This is a genomic window from Pseudomonas sp. B21-010 (genome assembly GCF_024749325.1).
In the GTDB taxonomy this organism is placed as follows: Bacteria; Pseudomonadota; Gammaproteobacteria; order Pseudomonadales; family Pseudomonadaceae; genus Aquipseudomonas; species Aquipseudomonas kilonensis.
Map to the genome: position 1 here is coordinate 4,463,126 of NZ_CP087198.1, position 16,701 is coordinate 4,479,826.

The 16,701-nt window shown below is 56.8% G+C and carries 17 protein-coding genes; 7 read left to right on the forward strand and 10 right to left on the reverse strand.

Annotated elements, in window-relative coordinates:
* Positions 1 to 102: 102 nt before the first annotated feature.
* Entirely contained in the window at positions 103 to 492 is a 390-nt protein-coding gene (locus LOY50_RS19565) for a hypothetical protein (protein ID WP_258688926.1), read from the forward strand.
* A 34-nt stretch (positions 493 to 526) separates the two neighbouring features.
* Entirely contained in the window at positions 527 to 1,213 is a 687-nt protein-coding gene (locus LOY50_RS19570) for a hypothetical protein (protein WP_258688927.1), read from the forward strand.
* Between the two features lie 120 nt (positions 1,214 to 1,333).
* Here the strand turns inward: LOY50_RS19570 and LOY50_RS19575 are convergent, their stop codons facing one another.
* Entirely contained in the window at positions 1,334 to 2,194 is an 861-nt protein-coding gene (locus LOY50_RS19575) for a LysR family transcriptional regulator (RefSeq protein WP_258688928.1), read from the reverse strand.
* Positions 2,195 to 2,378: 184 nt separating this feature from the next.
* On the opposite strand from LOY50_RS19575, the gene LOY50_RS19580 reads away from it, so the two are divergent.
* Complete coding sequence (locus tag LOY50_RS19580; RefSeq protein ID WP_258688929.1) at positions 2,379 to 3,905, forward strand: MFS transporter; 1,527 nt, start codon at positions 2,379 to 2,381, stop codon at positions 3,903 to 3,905.
* A gap of 8 nt (positions 3,906 to 3,913) precedes the next feature.
* Here LOY50_RS19580 and LOY50_RS19585 read toward each other — a convergent pair whose 3' ends face one another.
* Entirely contained in the window at positions 3,914 to 4,684 is a 771-nt protein-coding gene (locus LOY50_RS19585) for a DeoR/GlpR family DNA-binding transcription regulator (RefSeq protein ID WP_018613693.1), read from the reverse strand.
* 252 nt (positions 4,685 to 4,936) lie between these two features.
* Here LOY50_RS19585 and LOY50_RS19590 point away from each other — a divergent pair, with 252 nt between their 5' ends.
* Positions 4,937 to 6,217 (forward strand): HAD family hydrolase, encoded by a 1,281-nt coding sequence (locus LOY50_RS19590; RefSeq protein WP_258688931.1) that lies wholly within the window; start codon positions 4,937 to 4,939, stop codon positions 6,215 to 6,217.
* Positions 6,218 to 6,349: 132 nt separating this feature from the next.
* Here LOY50_RS19590 and LOY50_RS19595 read toward each other — a convergent pair whose 3' ends face one another.
* The 3 genes from LOY50_RS19595 to LOY50_RS19605 form a co-directional block, all read right to left on the reverse strand.
* Positions 6,350 to 6,913, reverse strand: coding sequence for an NADAR family protein (locus LOY50_RS19595; RefSeq protein ID WP_258688932.1), 564 nt, complete (start codon positions 6,911 to 6,913; stop codon positions 6,350 to 6,352).
* A 178-nt stretch (positions 6,914 to 7,091) separates the two neighbouring features.
* Positions 7,092 to 7,715, reverse strand: a complete 624-nt coding sequence (locus LOY50_RS19600; protein WP_258688933.1) for an SMI1/KNR4 family protein — start codon at positions 7,713 to 7,715, stop codon at positions 7,092 to 7,094.
* 90 nt (positions 7,716 to 7,805) lie between these two features.
* Positions 7,806 to 8,420, reverse strand: coding sequence for an alpha/beta fold hydrolase (locus LOY50_RS19605; RefSeq protein WP_258688934.1), 615 nt, complete (start codon positions 8,418 to 8,420; stop codon positions 7,806 to 7,808).
* Positions 8,421 to 8,633: 213 nt separating this feature from the next.
* On the opposite strand from LOY50_RS19605, the gene LOY50_RS19610 reads away from it, so the two are divergent.
* Both LOY50_RS19610 and LOY50_RS19615 read left to right on the forward strand, forming a co-directional pair.
* Entirely contained in the window at positions 8,634 to 9,089 is a 456-nt protein-coding gene (locus LOY50_RS19610; RefSeq protein WP_258688935.1) for a GNAT family N-acetyltransferase, read from the forward strand.
* 2,561 nt (positions 9,090 to 11,650) lie between these two features.
* Positions 11,651 to 11,929, forward strand: coding sequence for a hypothetical protein (locus LOY50_RS19615; protein WP_053180799.1), 279 nt, complete (start codon positions 11,651 to 11,653; stop codon positions 11,927 to 11,929).
* Between the two features lie 373 nt (positions 11,930 to 12,302).
* Here the strand turns inward: LOY50_RS19615 and LOY50_RS19620 are convergent, their stop codons facing one another.
* From LOY50_RS19620 to LOY50_RS19640, 5 genes are all read right to left on the reverse strand, one after another.
* Entirely contained in the window at positions 12,303 to 12,746 is a 444-nt protein-coding gene (locus tag LOY50_RS19620) for a DUF4124 domain-containing protein (RefSeq protein ID WP_258688936.1), read from the reverse strand.
* 277 nt (positions 12,747 to 13,023) lie between these two features.
* Positions 13,024 to 13,461 (reverse strand): DUF1851 domain-containing protein, encoded by a 438-nt coding sequence (locus tag LOY50_RS19625; protein WP_258688938.1) that lies wholly within the window; start codon positions 13,459 to 13,461, stop codon positions 13,024 to 13,026.
* A gap of 70 nt (positions 13,462 to 13,531) precedes the next feature.
* Positions 13,532 to 14,347, reverse strand: a complete 816-nt coding sequence (locus tag LOY50_RS19630) for a suppressor of fused domain protein (protein ID WP_258688940.1) — start codon at positions 14,345 to 14,347, stop codon at positions 13,532 to 13,534.
* Positions 14,344 to 15,441, reverse strand: a complete 1,098-nt coding sequence (locus tag LOY50_RS19635) for a sterol desaturase family protein (protein WP_258688942.1) — start codon at positions 15,439 to 15,441, stop codon at positions 14,344 to 14,346. The genes LOY50_RS19630 and LOY50_RS19635 overlap by 4 nt, the downstream gene beginning before the upstream one ends.
* A gap of 100 nt (positions 15,442 to 15,541) precedes the next feature.
* Positions 15,542 to 16,030 (reverse strand): GNAT family N-acetyltransferase, encoded by a 489-nt coding sequence (locus LOY50_RS19640; RefSeq protein ID WP_258688943.1) that lies wholly within the window; start codon positions 16,028 to 16,030, stop codon positions 15,542 to 15,544.
* 101 nt (positions 16,031 to 16,131) lie between these two features.
* On the opposite strand from LOY50_RS19640, the gene LOY50_RS19645 reads away from it, so the two are divergent.
* Positions 16,132 to 16,698, forward strand: coding sequence for a nucleotidyltransferase family protein (locus LOY50_RS19645; protein ID WP_258688944.1), 567 nt, complete (start codon positions 16,132 to 16,134; stop codon positions 16,696 to 16,698).
* The last annotated feature ends 3 nt before the right edge of the window (positions 16,699 to 16,701 follow it).

Here is a 16,701-nt window from a genome sequence, read left to right on the forward strand (position 1 = left end):
ATGTGCACCCCTTTCTGCCATTGTTCGAGTCCCCTTTTTTCTCTTTCCCAAGAGTTTCTGACTTAACTATCCTACGCCCCCACCCCAAACGGATTCGCCACGATGTATCTGCGTTCAAGCGTGTTGTGCCTGTGCCTTTTCAGCAGCCTGAGCCAGGCCGCTGTTAACTGTTCGGCCCTGGCGGAAAAGATCTCCGGAACGGTGCCTGAGTTTCATCCGTCGGTGCAAGGCAAGGTCATTGGCACCGGACGTCTGCATTTCCACGAAGCGCCGGATGAAGCCTGTGCCAATAAGAAGATTTTCGTCATACCCGGCGACTCCCTCACCGTTTACTCCAGCCTTGAAGACGAATCATGGCTGGAAGTGAACTTCATCGCCAAGAGCGGCGACGACTATACCGGTTGGGTAAAGGCTGATCGGGTCGAGATTGGCGCACCTTATGGGGCACCAGCGGAGGATGCCGACGATGAGCCGGCGAGTGATGCCCAATAATTGTCTTTTTCATTTTTGAAGCGCAGGAGAAACGATGACGGGTTCGCCAGAAGAGAACGGTTTATTCCCGGCCAGCACACCCGGCGACCTAGACGTGGCTGATGGCACGGGTTTCGACGCCTGGGCTCGCGTCTGGGCGGAGCTTGGCGTTGTATGCGCGTCACGAGAGGCGTACGAAGCACTCATTCGGCATTACTGCGAGCCGCACCGCGCCTACCACAACCTCCAGCACCTGAAGGAATGCCTTCAAGTGCGCCGATTCGTCAACGCGGCCTGCCAGGCCCCCGCCGAAATCGACCTCGCGCTGTGGTTCCATGACGCGATCTACGAGCCCCTTCGCAGCGACAACGAGCTGCGTAGCGCGCAATGGTTGGACGACGTGGCACGTGATAGCGGCCTGGGCGATGAAACGCGACGCAGGCTTTACGACCTGATCATGGTGACGCGACACGATGGCGCCCCGAAGTCGGCAGACGAAGCGGTGTTGGTGGACACGGATCTGGCGATCCTTGGAGCGTCGTTCGAACGGTTCGAGGAATACGACCAACAAATTCGCCACGAGTACCAGTTTGTGCCTCTGCCTGTGTACCGCCAAAAACGGCGCCAGGTCCTGGAGGGATTCCAGGCGCGCGGGCGAATCTATACGACCGCAGCGTACTTCGACGCATTCGAGCAGCAGGCACACGCAAATCTTGCACGCGCCATCGGCCGCCTCGACTGAGGACTGGATTCAAGCGGCGAAGGGATAACTTAATCCCCTGACTGCACTCGCTTCATGGCTTCGAGAAGCTGGCCCTCAAAGTACTCGCACCCATCTCGTTCCTGCTCTTTTCAGCGTGTTCTAGATCGATGGTGACTCAGACATTTCCACCAGCAGTTGCCCAAATGCATAGGCCGCTGGGGTCTTTCCTGTGACACTCCATATCAGTCTGAAATCAGCCTCCAGCAGCGGCGGCAGGCCATGTTGACCGTCAATCACCACCATGCCGGGCTCTAGATCTCCTAGCGGTAGAGCGGTGACGGCAAGCCCCGCCAATACCGCCGCCCGCAGTCCTTGTTGACTTGGAGAAGTAAAGGCGACCCGCCAATCCACGGTGGAACGCTCCAATGCTTCTACGGCCACCTGGCGGTGCACGCAGGGCGCTGGTGCGAACGCCAGCGGCAAAGGGCAATCGCCGGTAAAGTCGAAACTCTGCGCCGCGGCCCAGACAAACCGGGTTTCGCGCAGCACGGTACCGCCAACCTGACTGCCCGGCAATGCCATGACCACGGCCAGATCGAGCCCATCGGCATCGACCAGCGCGCGCAGGTCGAGGTAAGTGCCGACGGTTACATCAAGACGTACGGCGGGAAATTGTCTGGCGAACCGAGTCAGTAACGGCGGCAGGCCATCGCCGATAAAGTTTTCTGGCACACCGAAGCGCACGGCCCCGGATACCGATGACGCTTCGAAACGCCGGGAGAGGGCGTCTTGCGCTCTGAGGACGTGTTCGGCATGGCGCAGAAAATCTTCGCCATCTTCTGTCAGCATCAAACGTCGGGTGGTGCGCACCAGTAGCGCGGTACCGGCCTGTTCTTCCAAACGCCGGATCTGATGACTGATCGCTGACTGGCTCAAATGCAGCCGCTCTGCGGCACGAGTGAAACTACCGGTCTCCTTGATCGCGACAAAAGCACGCAACAGAGCTGGGTCAAAGTCCATTTAGTCCACTCATGATGAATATTAATGAAACTTACGAAATTAAATCATTTCTGTCATTTTTTAATTACTTCCAGAATGCCGCCGGTCACTTGGAGTTATGTCTGGTGACGCTGGTGAGGCGATCGTACCAACGCCCCTCAGGGCGGTCTTGCCAGTGCCCATCAACTTGATCTGGAAGATCACGATGCAGTTCTCTTCTTCGCGAAAAGATGTTTTCACCATAGCCGCCGTTTGCCTGGCCGCGCTGATGTTCGGCCTGGAAATCTCGAGCGTACCGGCAATCCTGCCCGCTCTTGAATCGGTTCTGCGCAGCGATTTCAAAGATATGCAGTGGATCATGAATGCCTACACCATCGCCTGCACCACGGTGCTGATGGCCACCGGCACACTGGCGGATCGGTATGGGCGCAAGCGAGTGTTTGTCATTAGCCTGGTGCTTTTCGGCATGACCTCTCTGGCCTGTGGATGGGCTCAAAGCGCTAGCGTGTTGATCGCCAGCCGATTCCTGCAAGGTATGTCCGGTGGTGCCATGCTGATCTGTCAGGTGGCAGTGCTGTCTCACCGATTCCAGTCGGGAGCTGCGCGCGGCAAAGCGTTCAGTGCCTGGGGGATCGTCTTCGGCATTGGCTTGGGGTTCGGTCCGATTATCGGCGCAGGTATTGTGGCGTTGTCGAGTTGGGAATGGGTGTTCCTGGTGCATGCACTCATTGCTGTGCTCGCGCTGGTGCTGGTGATCGCTGGTGTCGATGAATCACGGGATCCGCAGCGTCGCAGGCTGGATGTGTTGGGCATTATTTCGCTGTCGCTGGCAGTGTTGGGCCTTTCCTGGTTCATCACTCAGGGAGCGGGGACGGGTTTCTCCAGCGGTTCGGCCATCGCCAGCCTGGTTGTGGCAATGGTCAGCTTCATCGTCTTTGTCGTCGCGCAGCGACGCTATGCCGATCCCATGTTCGACTTCTCGGTATTGCGTATCCGTCGCTTCTCGGGTGCCTTGCTAGGGTCGGCGGGCATGAACTTCAGCTTCTGGCCATTCATGATCTACCTGCCTCTGTACTTTCAAAACAGTCTGGGCTACGCCAGTGTCGGCACCGGTCTGGCACTGCTGGCCTATACGCTGCCGACGCTGGTTATCCCCCCGTTAGGCGAACGGCTGGCGCTGCGCTATCGACCTGACGTGGTGATTCCCGCAGGCTTGTTCACCATCGGTCTGGGGTTCCTGCTGATGAAATGGGGTAGCAGCGTCACGCATGCCAGCTGGCTGACAATGCTTCCAGGCTGCCTGATCGCCGGGATCGGACTGGGGCTGACCAACACGCCTGTGACCAATACCACCACCGGATCGGTGCCCAGTGAGCGTGCAGGCATGGCATCGGGCATCGATATCAGCGCTCGTATGATCAGTCTTGCAATCAATATCGCGCTGATGGGGTTCATCCTGGTGGAAGGCATTCTGTCTTCCCTGCGCAACCAGTTATCTGGCTCGCCCGATGAGGTGCAACTGAGGTTGCTGGCGGAGAGTATTTCAGCTGGCAACTCTGCCGTGTTGGCGCAGGCTGGCCAGGGGACTACGATCCCGATCGATGTCGCCAACGCAGCTTTGGCCCATGGGTTTGGCTGGGTGATGCTGTATGGCGGTATTGCCGCATGGGTGCTGGTGGCGGCGAGTTGCCTGGTCTTTCGTTCGAGCAAAGCCGTTCATACTCAGCAGTGACTGTAATCCTACACCAGGACAATACGTTTCAGCTTGGCGTTCAGCGCGGCGAACGCCGCTTCGGTACTGGCCTTGTGGTTGGTGATGAGCACGTCGATGCGTTCTGGCGGGCAGAAAGCGACGCGGCTCTCCACGCCAATCTTGCTGTAATCGGCGAGGATGACTACGCCTTCGGCATTGTCGGCCATGGCGCGCGCCACTTCGGCTTCGCGGTGGTCGTAGTTGCTGGCACCGCGCTGGGCGTCGATGCCGACCGGCGACAACAGCGCCAGGTCGGCCCGATAGCGGGCAATTTCCGCCACCGTGGTGCTGCCGACCGTCGCCGGCGCACGATCGTCGAGTGAACCGCCCAGTACGAGCACCTCGTTATGCCGACCGCCCGACGCAGCGGGGTTGCGCAGTTGCAGTGCCACGTTGAACGAGTTGGTGATCACGGTCAGCCCTCCCAGCTTGGCCAGCTCTTCGGCAAGGATGACGGTGGTGGTGCCCGCGTCGATGAACACTGTCTGCCCATGTGACAGCAGACTGACTGCGGCGCGCGCGAGGTCACGCTTGAACTTGACGTTGCTTTGCGCCCGCTCGGCGATGGGCGCTTCGTCCTCGACGCGGATGGCGCCGCCGTGTATCCGCTTCAACTCTCCCTGTTCTTCCAGAGCGACCAGGTCGCGCCGCACTGTCTCGCGAGAAACATTCAGGTCCGTGACGATGCGGTCGGTGGTGACGCGCTGCAAGGTCGATAGCAGTGCGCGGATCCGCTGGTAACGCTCTTCTTGCCACATACCGTGTGTCCCTGCTGTTCGAGCACGCATTGTGGAGGGGCGTCAGTCGCTGTCAAGTTTGGCGCGGCCCCAGGATCAATGCGCTGACACGGTTTGCGCGGCATGCTTGTGTAATATTGAGGCAATATTGTTTTTTTGTGTATTTGGAGCTAGCCTCGTGGCCGGACGGTCTCTTCCCCTCGTCCGTATTTCGAAACACGCTTTCGCCATCGCCTCGGTTGCAACCTCTCGTCTAGAAGTAGGAGCTATGCCATGCAGCGTCGCCAGTTTCTGAACACCCTCGCCACCGTTTCCATCGTCTCTCCGCTGTTGTTGTCATCCCGCATAACGCAAGCCGCCACGCCTGCGACCACACCGAGTGCACTGGACCCAGCGCGCTGGTCGCCGCTTAACCAAAAGCGTCTGCAAGCAGTGATCGATCAGCACGGCGTCAAAAGCGCGTCCTACCGTCCTGACCAGCGCCCATACGCGGTGTTCGACTGGGACAACACCTGCATCATGAACGACTGTGAAGAAGCACTGCTGGTCTACCAGATCAATCATTTGCAGTACAAGCTGACACCTGATGAGTTCGCTGCCGTGGTGCGTCAGGACGTGCCGAACGGCGCGTTCATGAAGGACTACACCACGGTGGACGGCAAGCCGGTCAAGATGGAAGACATCGCCAGCGATGTGGAAGCGGATTACCGCTGGTTGCACGCCAACTACAAGGGGCTCGCTGGCGACAAGAGCCTGGAAGAGATCCAGACCAGCGAGCAGTACAAGGATTTTCTCGCCAAGCTCTACTTCATGTACGACGCGATCTGCGAAAGTTACCCGGTGGAGATCGGCTACAAGTGGATTCTGTATTTCTACAAGAACATGACCACGGCTGAGTTGCAGGCGATGGCCGAGGCTTCCAACAACTACGCCATCGGCGACGCGCTGCGCAAGGTCAAGTACGAGAGTTCGCGCACATTACCGGGCAGGGCCGGGGTGGTGGCCGATACCCACTTCCATGGCATTCGTATCCATGAGGAGATTCGCGGCCTGATGCACACGCTGCGCGCCAACGGCATCGACGTCTATATCAGCACCGCCTCGATCGACGATGTGGTACGCGTATTCGCGGGCAATCCTCATTACGGATACGGCGTGCCGCCTGAGAACGTGATCGGCCTGCGCATGGCGATGGAAGACGGCAAGTACACCACTCGTTATCAGCCAGACTGGCACTTCAATTACGGTCCGGGCAAGACCGTCGGCATCAAGAACGTAATGGTTAAACAGAAGGGCTATGGCCCGGTGTTGGTGGCTGGCGACAGCGATGGCGATGCCTGGATGCTGCGCGACTTCAACGATACGGCGGTGGGGGTGATCGTCAACCGCATGAAGAAGGGCGAGATCGGCGCCGACAGCCAGCAGGCCGCTACCCAACTGGGCAAGCCGGACGCCCGCTTCGTCCTGCAGGGGCGCGACGAGCACACCGGCCTGATGATTCCAGACGAGAAATCGCTCAAGTACGGTAAAGACGAGCTTAAGCTGCTGGCTTGATGGCACTGGCTCGCGGGTGGCCGGCGGCCATCCGCGAGCAGCAGTGCAACTCGCCTTGTATCTGCGGGAATGATGATTCTGCGTCGGAAAATCGCTACCACTGCCGGCCCGAGGGAGTCTGTAAGCAGGACACTACCTTGGGGCTGGCACACTCGTCCCGTCCCGCACCTGCATCAGCGCAAACCCCAGCAGATTCAAGCCTTTCCACAGATTCGGATTGTTCGCATCCGCGTTGTCCTGTGCGAGCCCTATACCCCAGATGTTATCAACCGGGCTGGCTTCGACAATAACGCTCGAACCGGTTTGTAGAAGGTATTCGTGCAACTGCGGATTCTGAGAGAACTTGGCCTGGTTCGCTCGAACGACGATGTCGTATCGGTGTTGCAGCCAAACCCTATCATTGAAGCCGCGCACGTTGCGGCCCAGTGCTTTGGCGGCATTAGGAGTAGGTGCGTGGAGCACCTGCGCACGAATGTCCTGATCGCCGAACAAGGCCGCTTTCTCGGCCATCATGAAGTGTTCGGCTGTCGGGTAATGTTGCCCCTCGACAATGAACCCGGCCTCGAACCATTGGCTGAAGCACGAAGCCGTAACGGCAATTTTGCTGCGCTGGTGCCCCCAGAAAAACGTAAACGTCAGATGTTCTCCAGAGTTGAAACGGGCGCACAGTTCTTTCACATGTTCAGAGTCGTTCAATGAGATGTCCTTGCTGACTGAAGATCGAAGTTACAGCTACTGTGCTGACCAAGGCCGCTTCGTGTCTATAGCGCCCACTTGCATCGCTCATAGCTTACGAAATGGTGGCGACGGCTTGGGAAGTAGAGGTAAACAGCCTCCAGGGGACAAGACCGGAATTCATCCACCCAATCAGTCTTCAGATCAACCGATCCACAACCCTCGCATTCCACAATTCCCGATACCGCTCCCGCCACCCCGGACTCCCCTTATCCAACCACTCCAACGTCGCCTCGATACTCTCAGGGCTGATCATGAAGTGATTGATATGCTCCTCGATCCGCTCTTGCGATAAATGCAGCGAATCCAGATAGCCATTGAAAGAATCCGCCAACACCACGTACTCATCGCCCTGCTGACGGCGCCCAGTCCAGGCAGGCAAACCCGCGACCATCGCCGCCACGTCCTGGCGCCCTTCTCGCAGGTCCAGCAGCAAGATGCTCGCGCCGCCGTCGCGACCGATCGGCAGTAATCCCATTGCGGGGAAGCCGGGCTGGGCCCGCAGTTGCTCCAGTTCGAAGGGGTTGGATTCATACTCTTTGTCCGGGTCCAGCCCGTACAGCGAAAAACTAAGCAGTTCCTCATCGCCATTGGCGAGCGTTGCAAGCACATCGTATTCCACATAGGCGCCGTTGCAGGTCTTGAGGAATTGGCGATAGTCGTCCGGCAAGCGAGCCCCCAGGCTGGCTTCCAGTTGCGTGATGGCACGCTCGGTGGCGCCTTCACGGGTGTCTTCGAGGATGAGTCCGCGGTAGTCAGTCATTGATGTCTCGAAAAGGTATTGGGTCCCTGAAGGTCTTGAAACACGCCGCGCCGCACAATCAGTCCGACACGTCGATAACAAGTGCTCCGCTCACTCGCTGGCCAGATGTCTCTCGATCAGCCTCGCCGCCTCATCTGCGTGAGTAAAGCCCAGGCTGTGATCGGCGCCAGGGAAAACGTGCAGTTCAGCACGGGGCAATAGTTGGGCAAGGTACTGGCCGACGCGAACGGGGCTGATCGGATCAGCGTCGCCCCAAAGCAGCAGGACCGGCATGCGCAACTCGACCAAGCGGGACGTGAGGTCGGTACGGTCGTCGAGGAACCAACTTGGCAGTGTCGAGTTGGCCGCCGCAAAATCCGGGCGCCAGTCGTGCGCGCCCAGCGCCGACATGTCCACCCCGCCCGAGGTGACTGTCAGCACAAGGTGGGTGATCAGCTCAGGGCGTTCAAGTGCTGCGAGCACAGCGACGATACCGCCCATGGATTGCGCCACCAGCGCTGTGGGTCGGTCGATCTCGGCCAGCACACGCGCCACCAGGTCACTCATGCCGGTCACGTCAGGCACGGGCGGCGTGTCTCCAAAACCGGGCCAGCCGATGTGTACTTGCTGCGCCGGGTGGGCCAAGCGCTCGGCGACCGGACGCCAGAACTGGGTGTTGCCTGAGGCGCCGGGCAGGAAGATGAGTTTGGAGGGGGATGCGGTCATAGGTTCGTCCTTGAGGGTGGATTTGAAAGGGTCAGCAAGAATGCAAAAGAGATACCGCTGGGTTCGATGACCGCTTCGGGACGAGAGCTGTTATCCATAGCAGCCCTTCGTGGAAGAGAGATCATGGACGACAGCAGCCATTGCGCCTTTCGTTTTGGTCAGTGAGGCCGAATCCTTCTATGCTCAAGCGATTATGCGCAAGGAATTACCTTGATGGATTACCTGATTCGAAACGCTATGGATACCGATGCCCCGGCCATCAGTCAAACGATCATCAATGCTCTGCGCCAGTCCAATGCCCAAGACTACTCATCCGAAATTATCGATCAAGTGGCGCAAAGTTTTTCTCCCTTGGCAATTCTTCAATTGTTGACTCAACGTCAGGTACTCGTAGCAATAGTCGACAATCATATTGTTGCAACGGCGAGTCTTGATCAGGACGTTGTCCGAAGCGTGTTTGTCGAGCCGAGCTATCAAGGGCAGGGTCTCGGGAGACACCTGATGGAGAGGCTTCAATCGATCGCCATAAATGCAGGTCTGAACCTGCTACGGGTTCCCTCTTCAATCACCGCAGAGGGCTTTTATGCTTCGCTTGGCTTTATAAAAGTCAGGGATGAGTTTCACAAATCTGAGCGCACGATCATCATGACGAAAATCTTGGACCTGTAGCACTGCAGCGATCCATCGGCATCGGGGACAGACCACGATATTGATGACGCCGATAATCCGTAAGGGGTCGGCTGCTGCCCTTCGAGACAGACTGAAATCGGCCAGGAGCGGTCAATGAAGCTGCTGGCAGTGTTGTTTGATTTGCCGCCTACACTGATCAAGCAGCTTGGCTTGTTATCTGTATCGTGTTTTTCCTTGAATAAGCTCGCTTTCGCCGTGATCACCCTAGGGAAAACAAGGACGTACAGGACATCAAGGAACGTTATACGACATTACTATCGCGTTTAAATGCGAGAGCGATGTCGCTAGCTAGATGCGGGAGGCACATGCGATTTCAACTTAAGCTTTTCACAGCTCTTGCGATTTTGGTTGCTCGGTCAGCGATAGCTCAAGACCCTGACGCGGCCTTATCTAAGCTTTCTACCGACGCACGCGATTGGGTCAATCGTTCATGTACTCGCAGCCTCGGGCCGTCTCTCTGGTCTAGCTGCGTCGTGCGGGAAGCGTCAGCTGCTTCGCGTGGAAAACCAGATCTCTCCAGTCTAAATCCGGAGCTGCGGGCTTGGGTCATAAGAAGCTGCTCCGACTCCCTCGGCCCATCTCTTACCATTAGTTGCCTCACCCGCGAGAAAGCTGCACTGGCAGACGGGCTGCCAAACATTTCATCTCTTACCGAAGAACAAAAGCAATGGTTGTTCAGCTCCTGCTCTACATCTCTGGGGCCTTCGCTATTTGCGGCATGCGTTCAAAGAGAATCGGCAGCTCTTCGTGGCACACAATCCGCTCCCCAACAACCACGCGCAACCGCGTCTCCTGCTCCACGCCAGCTCTACAACACACCAAGCAGAAGCTCAGGTCATGAGAGCTATAAAATCGAGGTAGCCCACAACGATGAGCTTTTCATTATCAATGGAGAAAAATTTGAATCACAAACTTATTGCCTGGGCTGGGAAGAAGGAGATGAAGTTCTATTTCTAGAGGGAAGCCCGGTCGGTGCGTGTACAAGCGCAGAGCTTCTAAACCTGAGAACTCGCGAAAAGTGCGATGTATGGTGCGAGTAGCCGCATCTAACAAACTATTCCAGCCGATGATCTGACTCCGCTTCGGGCCGGCATACCCGCGGCTGAGCCTAGACGTTATGAATGTCTGCAAAGGGTCGATTGTGTTGAAAAAGTCGGCCATGGTTTGCGCATCAGAAAAGTACGCGTCCGAGATTGAAATCTTTACTTTTGGCAGAGGCTTCCGGACTCGGATTTCACGTAGCAGCGTGCAAAAAAGGCGTTTTCGCCAGTCAATGATCAGGCAGTTTGGGCAGACCGACTTTTTCAACAGAATCGGTCGATTGCAGCCCTTCAAGACAGGCACAGTCGACCCAAAAGAACCCGTATACATCCATGAAGCATGGGACTCATTCACCGGCAAGACTTCAAATCGTCCGAGCTACAACCCTCGCATTCCACACCCCCCCATACCGCTCCCGCCCCCCCGGAATCCCCTTATCCAACCACTCCAACGTCGCCTCAATACTCTCAGGGCTAATGACGGAGTGATTGATATGCTCCTCAATCCGCTCTTCCGATAGATGCAGCGAGTCCAGATAGCCATTGAAAGAATCCGCCAACACCACGGACTCATCGCCCTACTGACGACGCCCAGCCCAAGCGGGCAAGCCTGCCACCATCGCAGCCACATCCTGGCGCCCTTCCCGCAGGTCCAGCAGCAAAATACTCGCGCCACCGTCGCGACCGATCGGCAGCAACCCCGTTGCGGGAAAGCGGGCTGAGCTCGCAGTTGCTCCAGTTCGAAGGGGTTGGATTCATACTCTTTGTCCGGATCCAGCCCGTACAGCGAAAAACTGAGCAACTCCTCATCGCCATTGGCGAGCGTGGCCAGCACATCGTATTCCAAGTGGGCGCCGTTGCAGGTCTTGAGGAACTGGCAATAGTAGTCCTACAGCCGGGCACCCAGGCTGGCTTCCAGTTGCGCGATGGCACGGTCGGCGGCGCCTTCACGGATGTCTTCAAGGATCAGTCCACGGTAATCAGTCAATGATGTCTCGAAAGGGTATTGGGTGGGACGCGATATCAATCTTACTTCTCTGGTTTGCATGGCTTGAATCACTCGTCATTCTTTAAACGCTGTGAACGCTGCCATTCGCCCCCAGTATTCGCAATGTTCTTGCCCGCGGAAGATGTAGGTGGTGGCCCTGCTGATTTGTAAGACGTACAGCTCGGATGCTTACGATCATGCCAACGTCCTACATATGATTGGGAATCCCCTTCCCTATCAATCCCTTGCGTATTTTTTACTGTGGCGACTATAGTCTTGGCGTCGCCCAAATGGCGGCCGGGTTTGGCGACCCGATTGACACAAGTGCAACGGTGCTTTCTGCTGTGGCAGAAGCACCCTTGTGCTCACAGAAACTGCTTTATGGCAGCTGTGCGCGGGAGACCTTCGGGTCTGCCGGCTCCTTGTGTCTCCGGTTCGCCAACCTGCGTACAGCTGTCACCCTTTGTTTGGCGACAAAGCGTGACAGTTCATTCATGACACAAGGAATAGATATGAACCGATATATGGGCCTTACCAGCAACGCCGACGACCAACCCCTCTACGTCGATACCACCGCGCCGCTACACATCCTGCTCGACTCAGCCGCCTACCGAATCCGTGCCGCTACCCAGTTCCTGGAAAATTTGGCGATGCGCGATGAACAGACCATCGACCCCGCGACCTTGCAGGATCTGGCGCAGCTTTGCTGCATCCCACTGCGTGATGGGTGTGACGTGATGGATGTGATTGCGCGACGATTGGATGCGGCCCCGGCAGGTTCCACTCTATAAGCCTGCCAGCCGACAACCTGTGGCGAGGGAGCTTGCTCCCGCTGGGCTGCGCAGCGGCCCCTTTTGTGAGCGCTTCGCACTCAAGCGGGAGCAAGCTCCCTCGCCACGCATTCATCGCTCTTAAGTGCGCATTACAGAGCTGTAGGTAGAGAGATTTCCAATGACCCAAACAGCTACTGATAGCGGTCCGAAAGCTTGCTAAAGCCCACGATGAAAGCTTCGTATCGGGGCGCTTTTGGCTGGATGCTATCTAGGGCAAAGAGTTGCTTCGCCCCATGGACCAGAAAGAGGTATCACTTATGCGTTAGAGTCTTGAGCAGCACGAAAAGCCCAGTCACGCGCAACTATCAATCCAAACTCGTCACTCAAGAAATTACTGTCGGTAGTAAAGCTCTCGAGCCTCCTCTCTCAGACGTATAGCTTTTTCGTGATTGGTTTCGCTACCCTTATTCTTGATTACCGTCACGCCCGGAACTTTCGGTTTCAGGCTGTCGAGGTACTCCTCCTGAGCCCTTAAGCGTCGCTTGATACGACCATCCCTTGTATCTTCATCAGCGGAATCCCGAACTACAGTCGGCGAGTTAGCAGGCAAATCCCGATCCACGCTTTGGATTTCTCGGTGCTCAGATGATGGTTTGATGGGCTCCCCCATGTTGTTGATTTTCAGTTCCTGTAGTTCTGCGCTCCCGCTTGCGGTTCCGCACCCGAAGTTCGAGAAAACCACGTGACCATCCGGGGTCGTGCATTTGTACACATCCGCAGCTTGGACAATGGAGCTACAAAGGACCGCGAGTGCCAAGTGCGAAGTCCATTTCATGACGCACTCCCAAAAAGACTAGACGACACAGTGATCTGCTGTGACGCTCCCAGTTTCTGAATCCAATAATAAAAAAGCACAGTTACATGATGATAGCCGTAATGACCAAGATCGCTGTCGGGTACGCTCTATTATTGGAAAGGGAAGGACGAGCTTTCGGAGGTTCTCCTCTGGCAGGTGGCTGCCCCTCAGGGAGCGCCGCAATCGAGCCGAAGCAGGCTGTCAGATTCCTGTGCAACGGTATGTCTCGGGGTATGAAGCTCTGTTTAAAGAGGCGCTACCTCGTAACATTAAGGCGGATTTGTGCGCCATCGGGTAAACCGTCGATTTCCTCAGCAAGGTAGCCTGAAACTGCCACCAGCTCATGAAGTGAGATGATCGCCAGATTGCTCTCCTCGTACTTCCCACCCAACACGGCAGGGATTTTCAGACAGTACTTGTACCCCGGACGAAGCAGGCCGAGTTTATCCCTTGCCTGGTTGACCAACGCCTCCATGTACCAGTCATGCAAAAACTCCTGACTCTGAGCGAGTGCGTCAAACTCCGCGCGATCATTGGCAACACGATTGCAGCAAAGATCTTCGGGACACAGGCGCCAGTAACTACCTGCTGCGTCTTTGATGATGAGGTTGCCACAATCGTTATCCCCAATAACTACTGCAGGTTTGAGCCCGACCCAGCCCCATGCTTTTTCGATTTCTTCAATCAATTCCATGGGGCCTCACTGTCCTTGAATGTCCAATGCGACGGTTAGTCCGCTTCTACTAATCAATTGCCGCGAAGCATCACACCACACTCGCCCGATGCAGGCTGCTCATATGCCCAACACCCGCCGCCTGCAAACGGCTCACCAGATCCTCCCGCGCCGCTCGCCCTCCCGAACGCACGTACTCCAGCTCCGCCGCCGTAATCAAGACCACCGGCACCAATCTGACCGGAGACAAGGGCATGTCATCCAGTTGGGTAGGAAAATCCGGTGCCGGCGCGCCGAGCAGAACGCCGGTGGAGTCGTCATCGGTCACGAAGAGTTTGGGCAGTTGATCGCTCATGTGATGCGATTGGCTGAGCCCGGGCAGCTCAAGGGATAGCGTCCCGTATTGGTCGAGTTGGTGGGTGATGCCGCCAGCGTCGGCCACCGTTTTGGCGACGTGCTCCACCAGCTCGAATGCCCAGCTGCGCTTGAAAGGATCGACCTCCCCCACGGGGCCATAGGCGTGCTCGGGGATATCCGAGGTTTCGACGAACAATTCCATCTCGAAGCCGTTGCCCATTCCTTCCGCATCATCGAACGGATCGGACAGGCCTTCAGTGGCGAGAATGATCGTGTCGCCACGGCGAACCACGCGGTAGGCCTGGCGGGTCGAAGGCCAGTACGGGCCGCCGGAAAAAGTCGGGCTGATCAGGTAGGCAAGGACATCCCGCTCGACCGTGCCGACAGCGCTCCAATGACGATCCAGGCACGCTGCGCCGGCTTCCCGGACGGCCAGATTGGCGGCTTCAGCCTCGGTCAGGTCGCCAAGCTCGTGGGATTGCGGCGCAGGCTGGTCGTCTTGGGTTTCAGGGGCTTTCGATGAACCGAAGAGCTTCTTGAAGAAATTCATGGGCGTTCCTTGCTGGGTTTTCGCTCGGCTTCACCGGTATCAACACTCGCTGATCCGAGGGCAGGCGTTGGGCGCATTGTGGCGTGTTGGCGTTGATATGAAAACGCGGGCAGGTACTTGCGGGCAGTTTCAACGAAAGGCGTGACAATCAGGCTATACACCGTCAGGTAACGCTGGTGGTCCTGTTCTCCGGTGCCGAAACGCAAGTGCTCGGGCTGCGAGCGGGTGACATAGAGCGTGCCGAACATCCAGTCCCACAGCGACAGGTTGACGCCGAAATTGCGGTTGAAATGACGCGGTGCATCGCTGTGGTGAATCTGGTGCTGGGCCGGACTGTTCAGCACATGTTCCAGCACCGGGCCAAAGGACAGCCAGACATGGGTGTGACGCAAGTTGGCCGCCAGGCTATTGAAGATGAACACCAGGTACGTCACGCCGAACAACGTGTAGCGGCTGATCTCACCACCACAGGCGTACCAGAAACCACCCGCGAAGAGGCCCATGCAGGCTGTGATGCCGAGTTTCTCGACGATCTTTTCCAAAAAATGCATCCGACTGGCCGTAGCCGGCACCAGCACTGGCGCCGAGTGATGAACCTTGTGAAACGCCCAGAGCCAGCGCGAATGAAACGCCCGGTGCGCCCAGTAGTGGACGAAGTCCTTCACCAGGAACACCCCCAGCCCATAAAGCAACGCGAGCGAAAAATTCTCACCGAGGCGCGGACGCGCGCCCCAGAGGTTGCTGAAAAAAGCCGAGTAATCTCCGGAGCGCAGGATGTACGGATCGACCAGATGAACAATGGGCAACACCAAGGCAATCTTGAGAATCGCCCGGACGAAGTAGTAGCGATAGTCCAGCAACGCCGAACGATGCAGGTAAACCCCACGACCACCGATGAATTGCCAGAACGAACGAGCGTCAGTCAGGCCACGGTGTTTTCTGAAACGGAACAGGCCATAGGCGACACCGTAGGAGGCGCAGAGAAACAGGACGCCGAACCGACCGTTCAAGTTGAAGATGTCGAGGAACTGCTGGGTGATGGGGGCGATTACCCATGCGCCCAGGTGTTGATAGACAAGGGAAAACGCATCCACGAAAGGCCGGTCTCTGTCGAAGGAGCGGCATTGTAAATCAGTCGCGTTGGGCTGGGCTTGGGTTTTCAGGCATTTTCTGGGGGTAGCCGCTCAAAAGAATCTAAGGTCGACCCGATCTAACGCGACGCATGTGGATGAGTGCGGTTCTACGATTATCTGGAGAAACTCGCTCTTCGACAGCGAAGGGCAAAAAGCCCAGCTTTGGATAAAGCAGCAAGCCTGCCGTGTTTTCATTGAAACACGATACCTGCACCTCAGTGGCGTCATAGCGGTCGAACGCCAGGGCCGTCATCGTTTCCACGAGAAAACTGGCAACACCTTTACCTCGAGCCTCTTGGGCAACGATGACATTACCGATACAGCAAACCCCGCCCGTTTCGGCCCGATAGAAGTTAGCAAAACCAATGACACGGTTCCCTGCCTCGATGACCGTCGAATCGAATCGTCGAGCGATAGCTTCAGACAACTGAGCCTCAGTCAGAGGGTATTGAGCTTTCGGGAACATATAGAACAGTTCCCGAGCGTCCTGCGCAAAGCTACAGAGGGTCTTGATGTCATCAGCCATCACTGGCCTGCTTTGCAATATCATTGGGCGTCCTTGAGATCTATGCACTTAGTGCCCTGGCTCACCAGATTTTGCTCAAACATCTGTCGGGGCGCCAGGACCGGACCGATTCCAAAAGGATGAATATGACATTGACGGTCGAACGTTTGGTCAGGATAGCAATGACCAATCCAATCAACGCGCAGATCACCTCGCGCTTGCCTTCACTCGGGTTGAATCAATGCATACTTACGGCTGGCTGCCTGTTCCAAGCCGTCTGGAATCATCAGTCGCAACGGCCACCCGCTTGGGGCGTGAAGGATTACGATGTTTTTTACTTCGACCCTGACCTGTCTTGGGAAGCCGAGAATGAAGTCATCAACGCCGCCCAGCGTCTCTTTCAGGACCTGGACGTCAACATCGAGGTCAAGAACCAGGCCCGCGTCCACCTTTGGTACGGTCAGCGGTTTGGCAAACCTTATCCTCAGCTTCAGTCGGCCAAGGATGGCATTGATCGTTACTTGATTGCGGGAACGTGTATTGGGTTGGATGTTGAAACCGGTGACGTCTATGCGCCCTATGGCCTGGACGACATAGAGCAAGGTGTTCTTCGTATCAATCCAAAGAACCCCCAGCCAGATCTGTTCGGTGAGAAGGCGAAGAGTTATCAAGCTCGCTGGCAGTGGCTCCGAATCATGGATGACCTTCACTGATCC

Coding starts and splice junctions, on each gene's coding strand:
- LOY50_RS19565 (WP_258688926.1), top strand. CDS start 103: ATGTATCTGCGTTCAAGCGTGTTGTGCCTGTGCCTTTTCAGCAGCCTG.
- LOY50_RS19570 (WP_258688927.1), top strand. CDS start 527: ATGACGGGTTCGCCAGAAGAGAACGGTTTATTCCCGGCCAGCACACCC.
- LOY50_RS19575 (WP_258688928.1), bottom strand. CDS start 2,194: ATGGACTTTGACCCAGCTCTGTTGCGTGCTTTTGTCGCGATCAAGGAG.
- LOY50_RS19580 (WP_258688929.1), top strand. CDS start 2,379: ATGCAGTTCTCTTCTTCGCGAAAAGATGTTTTCACCATAGCCGCCGTT.
- LOY50_RS19585 (WP_018613693.1), bottom strand. CDS start 4,684: ATGTGGCAAGAAGAGCGTTACCAGCGGATCCGCGCACTGCTATCGACC.
- LOY50_RS19590 (WP_258688931.1), top strand. CDS start 4,937: ATGCAGCGTCGCCAGTTTCTGAACACCCTCGCCACCGTTTCCATCGTC.
- LOY50_RS19600 (WP_258688933.1), bottom strand. CDS start 7,715: ATGACTGACTACCGCGGACTCATCCTCGAAGACACCCGTGAAGGCGCC.
- LOY50_RS19605 (WP_258688934.1), bottom strand. CDS start 8,420: ATGACCGCATCCCCCTCCAAACTCATCTTCCTGCCCGGCGCCTCAGGC.
- LOY50_RS19610 (WP_258688935.1), top strand. CDS start 8,634: ATGGATTACCTGATTCGAAACGCTATGGATACCGATGCCCCGGCCATC.
- LOY50_RS19615 (WP_053180799.1), top strand. CDS start 11,651: ATGAACCGATATATGGGCCTTACCAGCAACGCCGACGACCAACCCCTC.
- LOY50_RS19620 (WP_258688936.1), bottom strand. CDS start 12,746: ATGAAATGGACTTCGCACTTGGCACTCGCGGTCCTTTGTAGCTCCATT.
- LOY50_RS19625 (WP_258688938.1), bottom strand. CDS start 13,461: ATGGAATTGATTGAAGAAATCGAAAAAGCATGGGGCTGGGTCGGGCTC.
- LOY50_RS19630 (WP_258688940.1), bottom strand. CDS start 14,347: ATGAATTTCTTCAAGAAGCTCTTCGGTTCATCGAAAGCCCCTGAAACC.
- LOY50_RS19640 (WP_258688943.1), bottom strand. CDS start 16,030: ATGATATTGCAAAGCAGGCCAGTGATGGCTGATGACATCAAGACCCTC.
- LOY50_RS19645 (WP_258688944.1), top strand. CDS start 16,132: ATGACATTGACGGTCGAACGTTTGGTCAGGATAGCAATGACCAATCCA.